This window comes from Bifidobacterium sp. UTCIF-1, from assembly GCF_006408915.1.
Lineage (GTDB): Bacteria > Actinomycetota > Actinomycetes > Actinomycetales > Bifidobacteriaceae > Bifidobacterium > Bifidobacterium reuteri.
Map to the genome: position 1 here is coordinate 16,840 of NZ_JFAG01000026.1, position 12,864 is coordinate 29,703.

A 12,864-nucleotide genomic window follows, 5' to 3' on the forward strand; every position below is an offset into this window, starting at 1 on the left:
ACAACTGCAAGATATGGTGCAAACAGCCCACTTTTCGACCCACATACCAGCCTCAAGCCCAGTCTCAGCCTCAGCCTCAGCCCCAGCCTCAGCCTCAGACCTCAGGCCTTGCCGAGGATCGTCAGCACGATCAGCAGCACGTTCAGCGCGATGATCAGCACGGCTACGGCGATGAAGATCACATGCTTGACCGGGCCGTCCACCCATTTGCCCATGAGCTCCTTGTCGTGCGTGTAGCGCATCAGCGGGATGATGGCGAACGGGATGCCGATGGAGAGGATCACCTGACCGACCACGAGCGCCTCGGTCGGATTCGGCGCGAACCAGAGCACAATCAGTCCCGGCACCAGCGTCACCACACGGCAGGCCCACATCGGCGCCTTGATACGCAGCAGGCCATGCATGATCTCCGAACCGGCGTAGGTTCCCACCGACGTCGAGCTCAGTGAGGATGCCAGCAGGCCGATGGAGAAGATAGTGCCGATCGCCGGGCCCAATACCGAGACAATCGCATGCTGCGCCCCCTCGATGGAATCGGTGCCCTTCATGCCGTACAGGGAGTTCGCGGCCAGAATCAGCAGGCTCAGATTCACCGTGCCGGCGAGCAGCAGCGCCCAGACCACATCGACCTTGGAGCCGTCAAGCAGACGCTTGGTGGAGGGCTTGGCCTGACCGGGCGCGTAATGGTCGTTGACCAGCGTGGAATGCAGGTAGATGGCGTGGGGCATCACCGTGGCGCCCAGCATGGAGGAGGCCATGAGTACGGAGTCCGTGGTGGTGAAATGCGGGATCAGGCCGCCGGCTACTTCGACCGGGTTCGGCGGCGCGATGAACAGGCCGGCGATGAAGCCGAACGTAATGACCAGCAGCAGCGCAATGACCATCTTCTCGAACAGGCGATGGGTCTTGCCGCCCTCGAACATCAGCAGCACGGTGGAGACGGCACCGATCACGCAGCCGCCCACGAACAGCGGCAGGTCGAATAGCAGGTTCAGGGCGATGGCGCCGCCGATGAGTTCGGCCAGATCGGTGGCGATGGCGATGACCTCGGCCTGCATGAAGAACATGAACCGGCCGGCGTCATGCATACGCTCGCCAAGCAGCTCAGGCAACGATTTGCCCGTCACGATGCCGAGTTTGGCGGATTGGTACTGGATGAGCACGCTCATCATGTTGGCCATCACCAGCACCCAGACGAGCAGATAGCCGTACCGCGCGCCGGAGGTGATGTTGGCGGCCACGTTGCCGGGGTCCACGTATGCCACGGCCGCCACGAACGCCGGGCCCAGGATTCCCGCAAGCGCATGACCGTGATGGGTGGTCTTGGCGCCGCTGCCTCCTTCCGCCCGCGCTGCAGCACGCTCCTTGTCGATCTCGGCGTCGTCTCGGTCGATGGCGGCCGCAGTCTGCGCGTCGACGATGTTCAGGTCAGGATGTTCGGAGACCAGCCGTTCGCGGTTGGGATTGATGGTGCGACGCTTGTCGATGGTGTGCATACGACCGTAGCCGCGGCCATGCGTACGGCCGTTCGTGATGGTGGGATCGTTGGTGCGCGGCCTGTTCTGGTCAGACGCAGGCTTGTCTTCGCTGTCCTTGTCGTTGAGCTGATTCGTGGTCTTGCCTTCCCCTCATGCACCGTTCGGGTACCGTTTATGCACTGTCTGGTACCGGCCCCTGTTATAGCGTCGCCATGTTACTTCGTCAACATCGGTTTTCCGCGCAGCATTTCCACCAGTATTCCCGCCCGCCCCTCGTAACGCAGATATGTCAAAGACAAATCACTGATCGGCGGGGACCGCCTGCCCCGGGCAGTTGTGCAATACGGCAAGCATCGCGGTCTTCTCCTGACTGGTGACGCTCAGATGGTACTTGTCCTTGACGCCGATCTGCCGGGCCACGTAATCGCACCGGTATGCGGCATTGGTGGGCAGCCAGTATGCCGCAGACGCTGACCCCTTCTCCTGATTCGCGGGACCGTCCACGGCCAGCAGGTTGTACGGGTCGTTGCCGAACTGGAGACGCTGCGCGGAGTCCCAGTCGCGCGCGCCGGATTGCCATGCGTTTTCGAGCGCCACCACATGGTCGATCTGCACTTTGGCGCTGGTGGTGCGGCCGCGCACGAAGTGGATGGTCTGGCCGGTGTACGGGTCGGCGAGCGTGCCGGATGAGACCTGGCAGGAGCCGGCATGCTTGTACACCACGTCGGTCAGGTCGCGAGCGAGCACGTCCTCGCGCACGTCGCATCCGTTGCCGTCCGTGTCGGTTTCGCGGAAGCCGAACGCGTCGCGGTCGTAGCCGTCAGGATTCTGATTATCGTCCACTGTGAGCGCGTTCAGGGTGTCGGCGGCCGAGCCGGTGGCCGTATATCTGCCGGTGACGGTGGCTGCGGTGGGACTGACCTGCGGCAGCAGCAGTCCTGCGGTGACGCCGATGATGGCGGCGATCACCAGCAGGATCAGGATGCGCTCCAATGGATTGGAGGCGTTGATGCCGCGCCGGAAATGCGTTGATCGGCGACTCATCAGGCGTAGGTGAAGGTGGCGGGGTCGTGGCCGGCGCGGGTCGGGCCGTTGAGCGCGTCGATGGCCTCATGCTCTTCGGCGGTCAGGGCGAAGCCGAACAGGTCGAGGTTCTCCTGCTGACGCTCCGCGTGCACGGACTTCGGGATGATGATGGTGCCGTTTTCGATGTGCCAGCGCAGAATCACCTGCGCAGGGCTCACCTGATGCGCCTCGGCGATGCGCGCAATCGTGCCGTCGCCGGCGTTGAGGTCGGCGCCACGGGCCATCGGCGAATAGGCCTCCACGGCTATGCCGTGCTCCTTGCAATAGGCCACCACTTCGCGCTGCTGCCAGGTGGGGTGCAGTTCGATCTGGTTCACGGCAGGCCAGGAGCCGGTCTCCTGATAGAGGCGGTCAAGGTCGGCGGGCATGAAGTTGCAGACGCCGAGCGTGCGGGCGCGGCCCTCCGTGCGCAGTTTGATGAACGCCTTCCATGTGTCGGTGCTGCGCCAGTCGAACGGGGTGGGCCAATGGATCATATACATGTCCACGTAGTCGAGCTGCAGTTTGGCGAGCGAATCGTCGAAGGCGCGCAGCGCGGAATCGTAGCCCTGCTGCGAGTCGCGCAGCTTGGTGGTGACCCACAGGGTCTCGCGCTTGGCGCCCGTGTTGTAGCCGGTGGCGGCGAGCGCGCGGCCCACGCCCGCCTCATTGTTGTAGCCGGCCGCGCCATCGATGTGACGGTAGCCGGCTTCAAGTGCGGATTCCACGACCGGGGTCACGCCATCGTCGTCGATGCGCAGCACGCCGAGGCCGATCTGGGGGATGGAGTGGCCGTCTTTGAGTGGGATGTCCGGTACGTTCGCTGGGTTGATGTGACCGTTGGTCATGAGCGATGCTCCTTCATATAGTGGTTCGATATAGTGGTTCGACATACGGTTCATCATGGTGGCCGCCGCTGCTCCGGCGTCACGATTCGATGGCATGTTCGGCTACTCGCCACTGTACACGTTGCCGTATGGAACCATGCGCTCCCAGCCATCCGCATGACCGCATGCCGCATTGATCGCCAGCAAACGAGCCGTATGGAACAGCTAGGGAACGGTTGTGAAATTGCCGCGTTACAATCCTTCCCGGTGCGACTAATATGAACACAGTCCCCATGCTGTATTGAGAGGAAGGGCATATGGCGGGCCTGTTTCAGGATGCCACAAAACACAACAACCCGTTGGGAACAGCCATTCGCACGCAGGGCTCCGGCAAATACACCTTTGGCCTGGCACTGAGCGCGGGGCTCGCCGGGCTGCTCTATGGCTACGACACCGTGTCCATCTCCGGTGCCATCGAATTCCTGGACATCCGGTATGGGCTCAGCACCTTCATGGAAGGCTTCGTCATCTCCTCCATCATGGTCGGAGCCATGGTCGGGGCCGCGGCGGCCGGCTTTCTTTCCGACACATTCGGCCGCAGACGCATCCTGATTATCGGCGGCGGATTCTTCCTCGTGGCCGCCATCTGGAGCGCATTGACCGTCGGCCCGATTGACCTGATTGTTTCGCGCATGGTCGGAGGATTCGGCATCGGCCTGACCGCTGCCCTGGCCGTCACCTACATCACCGAGTCGGCGCCGACCAACATCCGCGGCCTGCTCTCGTTCTCCTATCAGATGCTCGCGGTGTGCGGCATCTTCCTGACCAATGTCATCAACTACATCATCGTCTCGTACGGCTCGCATCACTGGGATGTGGCCACCGGTTGGCGCTGGATGCTGGGGCTCGGCGCCATTCCGGCGGCCGCTTTTCTGCTGGCGATGCTGCACGCTCCGGAAAGCCCGCGATTCCTGATCCAGGTCGGCAAGACCGATGAGGGATTCGCCGTGCTCGAGCACATTCTCGGCACCGAACGCGCCCGGTTGAAAGTGGACGATATCAATGCGTCGGTGAAACTGGAACATGAGATGTCCAGGGAATTCCACGATTTCTTCCGCCCGGGGTTGCGCAAGGCGCTGGGCATCGGCATCTTCCTTGCGGTGTTCAATCAGCTGATTGGCATGAATGCCATTTCCTACTATGGTCCGGTGATGTTCTCCGATCTGGGCTTCAGGGGGGACACGGAATTCCTGACCGCCGCATGCGTGGGCGGCGTGGAACTCGTAGCCACGGTGATTGGCCTGTATCTCATCGACACGTTCGGGCGCAAACGACTGATGGAGGTCGGCGCGGGCATGATGTGCGCATTCGCGTTCTGCATCGCCATCTCATACGCCATCCAGAGCGCTTTGCTGACATTCGTGTTCGTGATTGCGTTCACCGCATCGTTCGCGTTCTCCATGGGGCCGATTCCCTGGATTGTGATACCTGAACTCTTTCCCACGTATCTGCGCGGCCGGGCGACGGGCTTGTGCGTGATGTGCCTGCTGTTCGCCAACTGGATCATCGCCCAGTTCACACCGTTGATGATCGACGGCTGGGGTGGAGGCATCTCCTTCACCATCTTCGGCGCCGTGAATCTGATTTGCCTGCTGGGTATTGTCAAGCTCGTTCCGGAGACCATGGGACGCACGCTCGAGGAGATCGAGCATCTGTGGCAGCCGAAAACCCCGCTCGCCGCCGCCAAATACACGCTGAGTTCTGCTGATGCGAACATCCGCCACGCGGAAGCCACACTGCGACGTGTCGAAAACGAACGACTGCAGGCGTTGGGCATTATGACCGCCGCCGAACGCGCCCGCATCGGAGCCCAGCGGGAGATGATTGAACTGCAGACTCAGCAGAATGTCGCGGCGATGCGCCGGGATGAGGCCCGGCATGATGCCGCCGAGGATCTGCGAGCCGAACAACTGAAACATACGGTGGGCCACCCCGCTGTTTCCGATGCCCGACTCGCTGCTGGCACATACCCGTCAGTCAGCGCGTTTCCGGGTGCCGGCGGCAATCATGGCGACAGCCTTGGTGGCAGCCATATGGTCGACGAACCCGCCAATATCGATGACGCAACGATGATAGTGCCCGAGTTCCTCGCGGCCGTACAGGCGGAAGCGGCGGCGAGTCATGCTCCGGCGGCCGCGCCAGTGCCGCCCACGACCGATGCCACGGTCGCTCAGCCTGTTGCGCCGATGTCGGAGCCGCTTCCCGCCCGGCCTGTGGTCCCCGAACCGACACAGCAGCAGGTGTCGATTTCGGCGTTGGAGCAATCCCGCAATGGCAATGGCATCGGCGTGATTCTCCCCGACACCACGGCCCCGTCCTATGATGCGGCCGAGGCCGAGGACGCCCGCGAAACCAAGGCCATCAATCAAGCGCTTGATTCCCTAGACGCCCTGATCAAGGCCTAGTGGTCCGTCTCGTGATTGGTTGAGCGGTGCTGCCTCCCTCTGACGGGACGTTGCCGTGAAGCGAACAGCGGAGCTGTTCGTAGGCAACGTGCGAGCCGGCAGGCGAGCCAGCAGAATGCCGCGCGCAGCGCGTCCGTAATTGCAGGACGGGCTGTCAGCGAAGCAAACAGCGGTGGTATTTCGGCCCCCTCTGACGAGGGGGCTGTCAGCGGAGCTGACTGGGGGAGAGACCAAACCAAGTTGACTACCCCTCAGTCGGCTACGCCGACAGCTCCCCTGACAAGGGGAGCCAACTGTTGGCCGCACCGGCCCCCTCTGATGGACCGTTGCCGTGAAGCGAACAGCGGAGCTGTTTGTAGGCAATGTGCGAGCCGACAGGCGAGCCAGCAAACTGCGCGCAGAGCGCGTCCATGCTTGCAGGCCCCCTCTGACGAGGGGGCTGTCAGCGAAGCTGACTGGGGGAGAGACGCGAGATGCAGTGTTTTTTTCAAACGAATCAAGTGTATACTTAGTATACACTTATGATGGGAGGTTGACATGGCCACGACCACGCTGACACGATGGGGCAACGGGCAGGGCATCCGATTGTCCAAAGAACTGATTTCGCAGGCCGGTCTGCACGTGGGAGACGAGCTGGAGGTCCGCGTCGAACAGGGCGGATTGCTGGTCACGCCCGCCCGCAAACGGTTCATCGGAATCATGGATTACGCGAAACTGTTCGACGGATACGACGGCCCCCAGCCGACCGAGGACGGATTCGCGGCGGCGGCAGGACGGGAGCGGATGTGAGCGACTGGAGATACGGGGATATCGTCTGGGCCGACCTTGACCCGTCAGCCGGTCACGAGCAGAACAAGCGTCGTCCGCTGGTCGTGGTGAGCAACGACTATTACAACCGGTTCAACAACATGCCCATGACCGTGCCGGTCACCAGCGACCGTGAGTATCCGCTTCACGTCAATATCGGCGTCATTCCCACCGAAGATGGTTCCGAGATACATGGGTGGGCCGAGATCGAACAGGCGAAGTGCCTTGATCTGGACGCGCGGCACGCGGTCCGTGTCGGCGATGTGGACGAGCAGACGCTCGACAGGATCACGGAGACGTTGCTCAGTGGCCTCATGCAACCGACCATGCGCATCGAACGACTCATCTAGCGAGACGGACCACTAGCTCTGAAAACAAGCCGCACGCTCACCGATGAAGGCTCCGGCGACGGCGCAGGGCGCTCAGCGACACGGCGTCGCGCATGTGACCCGCGCCGTCCCCGCGTACGCCGAACGCCACCATCAGCACCATGACGAAGCAAATCAGCGCGGAAACGCGCAGCACCCACTGGATGCCGAAAATCGACGCGGCGACATCAGAAGCCCCGCCAGCAGCGCGCCAGGATGCGAGCACCTCCATGAGAATCACCAGCACCGGTGCGCCCACCGCGCCGGCAATCTGGCGCACCGTGTTCGTGACCGATGACCCGGCGGACACCTCGTCCGGCCCGTTCAGGCAGTTCAGCGACCATGTGGTGATCGGCATCAGCAGGAAGCCCATGCCGATCTGACGCACGAACTGGCAGATCGACACCCACCAGATCCACGTGTCCATCGAGATCAGCGACATGCCGATGGTGCCCAGCGTCAACACGCTTGAGCCGAACAGTGCGACCGGCCGTGCACCGAACCGGTCCATCGCCCGTCCGCCGAAGAACTGGGAGACACACATGCCGATGGCACCCGGCAGCATGATCAGCCCGCTCATGGTGGCCGAGAATCCGCGGTCGGTCTGGATGTAGAGCGGCATGATGACCAGGATCGAGCTGAAGGCGAAGAACGCCAGCGACGCGGTGATGGTGCCGACGGTGAACGACCGGTTCTTCAGCACGCGCAGGTCAAGCAGCGGCGGCTGGGGGAGCACGGTGTCACTGCCAGCGGCACCGTTGGCTTGTGCGGTTCCGGTGATTGTGTCGGAGACGGCTGCATGACTGTTACTGGTGATACCACTGGAATTAGCGGTACGGCTGTCCGCAGGCTCCGCGTCGGCGTCCGCAGCACCATTAGCGGCCGCTTCAGCCGCATCAGCCGCCGCCTTCGCCTCGCTATACCGCCGCCCATGCCGCAGATTGCGGGCCACGAACCACACGATGCCCACCAGTCCGACGACCATCGGCACCCACACCACCGGCGCTCCGAACCCGTAGGCTTCGGAGTTGGTGAAGCCGAACATCAGCCCGCCGAATCCGATGACGGACAGCGACACGGAGAAGAAGTCCGCGCGCGCCGAAGGGTCATGCGCGCCGAAGTTATGCAGTCCGAACACGGCCGCCGCCAGGGAGCCGACGCCGATGATGCTCAGCGTCAGGAAGATGGAGCGCCATCCGGTGGCGTCGGTCTGCCAGCCGCCCAGCACCGGTCCGATGGCTGGTGCCACGCTCATGGCCATGCCGACGGTGCCCATCGCGAAACCGCGCCGTGACAACGGATAGATGGAGAACACGGTGATCTGCAGCACCGGCCACATCACGCCCGTGCCTGCCGCCTGCAGTACGCGCCCGCCCAGCACCAGTACGAAATTCGGCGCCAGCCATGCCAGAACCGAGCCCAATGTGAACACGGCCATGGACGTGATCACGATCTGGCGCGTGGAGAACCGACGGGTCAGGAACGCCGTGAGCGGCACCATGACGCCCATGACCAGCTGGAACACGGAGGTGAGCCACTGACCGGTAGTCACGGAGATGCCGAATTCGGAGACGATGACCGGCAGTGCGGAGCTCAGCTGCAGCTGCGCGAAGTTGCCGACGAACGTGATGAACGTAAGTATGGCGAGAGAGATGAACGCCGCCCGGCTCAGCTTGCCATCCGCGAACGCTTCATCCTGACTCAGCGCGCTCCGCAGTTCGTCGGTACGATTCCGAATGGCGAGATTCCCAGTGTTCTGATTCCCGGTTCCATGTCCCTTGACCACACACACCCCACTTCCGGATCCGGCCGGTGTGAACAGTCATCGCTCCTATGCCTGACCGGATATCCTCAAGAAAGCACGCGTACACCCTACGCCGCAGGGTGGTCTGTTCTCGCGTGGCTGATCCGTCCACATCTTCTAGGCCGACTGCAGATTGGCCTTCACCAAACAGCCTCAGCCAGTTCCATTCCAGTGCCATGCGGAATCCGCCTCTACCCGTATGCCGTTTGCAGCCGCTATTCTCCCGTCACGCATGTCCATAATGCGGATATCGGTACAACGTTGCTATTACCGAATCCGTGAGCATGTTCATCTGATCACACATACGATTCCACTGTCCGTAACAATGCCCCATGTAATTTGTGTCCCCACCCTTGTAAGATACGGAAATAGGTTCGACCCACCGAAAAGCCGGCCCCGAGACCTAGCGCCCATAGATCCGTATAAGCGTCCAGTGCGATACCCGCCCTGCAATGCAAACAATGCGGGGGGGGCGAGGATTCCGTGGCAGCATGTGGTATCGCATCCGATGCTGTCCAATACGGCAGGAACTGACATCGGGAATACCGTGATTGCGGCATCCGGCGGGGCTTGAACGGCAGAGAGAGCGAGTAGTAAAGAGGAATGTCGGTAATGACATCGTTGGATAGTTCGTCACAGTGGGAGGATGGCCGAGGGCGCGCGCAGCAGCAGGATGCCTCGCAAACGCAGGCGGCTCAGAATCCTGCTCAGCAGTCTCAGGAGCCGGTGCAGTCGGTCAACGGCCAGTCCCAGCTTTCGCACGTAATGTACTGGCGGTTCTTCGTAAATCTGGCATTGATGTTCATCGATGCTGCGATGTTCGTCATCGCCGGTGCCACTGTGCTCAATATTCGAGACGAGGCACAGCCATTCTTCACTCCCCGTTTCGATTTCACGATGAACGCGACTCTGTATCTGGTCATCACCGCGTTGTTCTGGGTGTGGTCGTTGCATGCTGTAGGCGTGTACCACCGTCATGTGATGGGTGACGGCTATCAGCTCAATGCGCTGCTGTTCAAGGGCATGCTGACATGCTGGGTCATCCAGTGCGCGTTTAACTTCTTCTTCAACTTCGATCTGACGCTCACATCGTTGTGCCTGATGGTCATCGCCGGATGGGCGTTGACCACGGTCGAGCGCATCTTCACCCGACTGTTCATCACACGCAGCCGCAGCAAGGGTGAGTATGCGTATGGCACGGTGCTGGTGGGCTCTCCTGAGGGCATCGGCCGTACGCTGAAGTTCCTGAGCCGTCGTGAGCAGCTGAACTACCGTCCGGTGGCGGTTTGCCCGATCCGTCTCAACCCCGAGACCGATCTGGTCGAGCCGGATCACGATATCGAAGACATGCAACGCGACATCTGCATGAACTGGGGCTCGTCGCTGCCCGTGTTGGAGTATGACGAGCATGGTCTGGCAGAGAGCATCGCCGGCATGGACGCCCAGACGGTGATGGTCACCGATGAGATTCGCCGGTATTCCGACAACTTCAACATCTTCTCCGTGCGCATGGAATCATATGGCTTGGAGATCGCCATGGTGGCCTCTGCCGCAGATACCTCTAACCATGAGTTGCAGGTGCGTTCGATCCAGGGCACCACAATCATCACGCAGCGCTTGGCGCAGTATTCCCCGAGCAACCGTCTGATCAAGCGTGCGCTCGATTTGGTCATCTCCACGCTGGCTATCATCTGCTCGCTGATTCTCACGATTCCGGTGGCCATCGCTATCAAGGCCACCGATGGCGGTCCGGTGTTCTACAAGCAGAAGCGCATTGGATTGCGTGGCAAGCCGTTCGAGATGCTCAAGTTCCGTTCGATGGTGGTCAATGCCGATGAACTGAAGAAGAAGCTCGCCGAGGAGACTGGCCAGACCGATCGTTTCATCTTCAAGATGAAGAACGATCCGCGTATCACCAAGGTCGGTCATTTTATCCGCCGCTTCTCCATCGACGAGTTGCCGCAGTTTCTTAACGTGTTCATAGGTGATATGTCCGTGGTGGGCCCGCGCCCGCCGCTACCTGAGGAATATGCCCGGTATAACAAGCTGTACGCCACTCGCATGCTGGTCAAGCCAGGCATCACCGGTCCGTGGCAGGTGTCCGGTCGCTCCGATTTGTCCGCAGAGGAGAGCGAGGCCCTGGATGTGGCTTATGTCCAGAATTGGTCGGTACTGGGTGATTTCGTGCTGATGTTCCGCACGGTGGGTGCCGTGCTCAGCCACAAGGGCGCTTACTGATGATTGTCGCTGTCTGCAGTTCAGATGGCTCATATCGTCATTGTTGCCGATTACGGTAATATGACAGCTTGTATATGACGCAATGATGTGTGACGGGGCGGGGGGACACAGATATGGCAGCAGCACCTGAGGAGTCAGGTAAACCAGACTATGAATCGAATAGCCTTCATTATATGAAGGCGTCCGATGATTCCGCGGCGAGCCAGGAACCCCCGAAGCCTCCGGTGGATGAGCCGGGAGGGGAGCGGCATCACCGCCGGCGTCGCCGTATGAGTGCACGTCATATTCGACGGATACGGCGTCGCCGTCGAATTCGGCGGGCATTGATTGTGCTGGGCGTGTTGCTGCTGTTCTTTGCTGCAATTGCGGCATGGTTCGGATGGTCCGCCATGAAGGTCAAAAGCGAAGTCGAGCAGGCTGTGGCGGTGGCCTCGAATATGCAGGATTCGCTTTCCAGCGGTGATACGGCAGCTTTGAATGACTCCATGAATCGATTCTCGGCGCATACGAACGCTGCCTATGAGCAGACCAATTCTATGCTCTGGAGTGTGGCTGCCCGTATTCCGTATTATGGTGCAGATATCACTGCTGCGCGCACTGCAGTCACCGCAATGGAGAACATCTCTACACAGGCGATGCCTGCATTGAAGCAGGCTTCGGCAGCGCTGAATATGAGTGATGTCTCCGTCAATGACGGAACTGTCGATGTCTCTGGCCTGACCAAGTATACGGAGTCGCTTCAGACGGCCGATAACGTGATCGATGATGCCGAAAAGGATGTGATTGGCGCCCCCGATCCTCATATCGGGCAATTGGCTGATGCCATGGAGAAGGCGCAGAATTATCTGCATACCTTATCAGGCATGGTGCATGATGCGAACGTCGCGGTGCAGGTGGCGCCGAAGATGCTTGGCAGTGATGGTTCGGCGCGCACGTATCTGATTCTGGCGCAGACCAATTCCGAGATTCGACCGGGTGGCGGTTTGCCTGGTTCGTGGGGTGTGATGACCGTAAGCAACGGCAAGGTGGAACTGCAGCCGTTTGTTTCCGGTGGCGAGATTCCATGGTTTACCGATCCGGTGCTGCCGCTTACTGCTGAAGAGCGAACGTTGTACACCGATAAGCTTGGTCGTGTCGCTGTGGATACGAACTTCACGCCTGATTTCCCGCGTACTGGTGAGATATCCAAGGCCATGTGGAAAGCGCATGCCGGGCAGGATGTGGATGGCGTCATTGCCATCGACCCGGTGTTTCTGCAGAACATGCTTAAGGTGAGCGGAGGATTGACGCTGCCTGACGGTGTGACACTGGATGGTGCAAACACTGCTCAATACCTGCTTAATCAGGTGTATATCGACAAGTCGGAGGACGAGCAGGATGCATATTTTGCGCAGGCTGCCGGTTTGTCGTTCCAGCACATCATGCAAAACGCCAAGGATGGCAAGGCGTTTTTGAAGGCTGTGACCACGTCGGTGGGTCAGGGGCATATGAAGGTGTGGAGCGCGCATGAGGATGAGCAGAAGCTGCTGCTCAATACGCCGATTTCCGGTGCGCTGAAGACCGAGGCCTCTACCCCTGAGGTCGGTGTGTTCTTCTCGGATCTTTCCCAAGCCAAGATGGACTGGTATTTGAAGCGCAGCGTCAGTGTGAAGTTCGACAAGGTGGCACCTGATGGAGCCGATCAGTACACGGTGCATGTGAAGCTCACCAACATGCTCACACAGGATGAGGTGGGACAGTTACCGAAGTATATCGTCGGGCCGTTCCTGGATGGCTTGCAGGCCGGCCAGATTGATACGGCAATGTACATAT

The 12,864-nt window shown here is 60.7% G+C and carries 9 protein-coding genes; 5 read left to right on the forward strand and 4 right to left on the reverse strand.

The window, feature by feature from the left end; translation table 11 throughout:
- Positions 1 to 101: 101 nt before the first annotated feature.
- The 3 genes from BW09_RS09895 to BW09_RS09905 all read right to left on the reverse strand — a co-directional run bounded on the left by BW09_RS09895 (position 102) and on the right by BW09_RS09905 (position 3,391).
- Positions 102 to 1,448 carry an Nramp family divalent metal transporter gene (locus BW09_RS09895; RefSeq protein WP_375137581.1) on the reverse strand — a complete coding sequence of 449 codons (1,347 nt, stop codon included), beginning with the start codon at positions 1,446 to 1,448 and terminating at the stop codon, positions 102 to 104.
- A 330-nt stretch (positions 1,449 to 1,778) separates the two neighbouring features.
- Complete coding sequence (locus BW09_RS09900; RefSeq protein ID WP_181161739.1) at positions 1,779 to 2,522, reverse strand: HNH endonuclease family protein; 744 nt, start codon at positions 2,520 to 2,522, stop codon at positions 1,779 to 1,781.
- Positions 2,522 to 3,391 (reverse strand): aldo/keto reductase, encoded by an 870-nt coding sequence (locus BW09_RS09905; RefSeq protein WP_140462575.1) that lies wholly within the window; start codon positions 3,389 to 3,391, stop codon positions 2,522 to 2,524. Before BW09_RS09905 ends, BW09_RS09900 begins: the two co-directional genes overlap by 1 nt.
- Positions 3,392 to 3,687: 296 nt before the next feature.
- Between BW09_RS09905 and BW09_RS09910 the strand changes: the two genes are divergently transcribed.
- From BW09_RS09910 to BW09_RS09920, 3 genes are all read left to right on the forward strand, one after another.
- Positions 3,688 to 5,835: a sugar porter family MFS transporter gene (locus BW09_RS09910; RefSeq protein ID WP_140464896.1), complete on the forward strand. Its 2,148-nt coding sequence runs from the start codon at positions 3,688 to 3,690 to the stop codon at positions 5,833 to 5,835.
- 537 nt (positions 5,836 to 6,372) lie between these two features.
- Positions 6,373 to 6,624: an AbrB/MazE/SpoVT family DNA-binding domain-containing protein gene (locus BW09_RS09915; protein WP_044089544.1), complete on the forward strand. Its 252-nt coding sequence runs from the start codon at positions 6,373 to 6,375 to the stop codon at positions 6,622 to 6,624.
- Positions 6,621 to 6,992, forward strand: a complete 372-nt coding sequence (locus tag BW09_RS09920; protein ID WP_044089542.1) for a type II toxin-antitoxin system PemK/MazF family toxin — start codon at positions 6,621 to 6,623, stop codon at positions 6,990 to 6,992. Before BW09_RS09915 ends, BW09_RS09920 begins: the two co-directional genes overlap by 4 nt.
- 37 nt (positions 6,993 to 7,029) lie before the next feature.
- Here the strand turns inward: BW09_RS09920 and BW09_RS09925 are convergent, their stop codons facing one another.
- On the reverse strand, positions 7,030 to 8,748 hold the full coding sequence (locus tag BW09_RS09925) for an MDR family MFS transporter (RefSeq protein WP_258185058.1): 1,719 nt from the start codon (positions 8,746 to 8,748) through the stop codon (positions 7,030 to 7,032).
- 831 nt (positions 8,749 to 9,579) lie between these two features.
- Here BW09_RS09925 and BW09_RS09930 point away from each other — a divergent pair.
- Together BW09_RS09930 and BW09_RS09935 are read left to right on the forward strand one after the other, a co-directional pair.
- On the forward strand, positions 9,580 to 11,052 hold the full coding sequence (locus BW09_RS09930) for a sugar transferase (RefSeq protein ID WP_258185062.1): 1,473 nt from the start codon (positions 9,580 to 9,582) through the stop codon (positions 11,050 to 11,052).
- Positions 11,053 to 11,225: 173 nt separating this feature from the next.
- Positions 11,226 to 12,864: DUF4012 domain-containing protein (locus BW09_RS09935; RefSeq protein WP_181162101.1), on the forward strand; the 1,639-nt coding region annotated here is incomplete at its 3' end.

What these genes read in the sequence shown, in the direction of transcription:
- BW09_RS09930 (WP_258185062.1), top strand. Translation starts at nt 9,580, where the DNA reads ATGTACTGGCGGTTCTTCGTAAATCTGGCATTGATGTTCATCGATGCT.
- BW09_RS09905 (WP_140462575.1), bottom strand. Translation starts at nt 3,391, where the DNA reads ATGACCAACGGTCACATCAACCCAGCGAACGTACCGGACATCCCACTC.
- BW09_RS09910 (WP_140464896.1), top strand. Translation starts at nt 3,688, where the DNA reads ATGGCGGGCCTGTTTCAGGATGCCACAAAACACAACAACCCGTTGGGA.
- BW09_RS09900 (WP_181161739.1), bottom strand. Translation starts at nt 2,522, where the DNA reads ATGAGTCGCCGATCAACGCATTTCCGGCGCGGCATCAACGCCTCCAAT.
- BW09_RS09915 (WP_044089544.1), top strand. Translation starts at nt 6,373, where the DNA reads ATGGCCACGACCACGCTGACACGATGGGGCAACGGGCAGGGCATCCGA.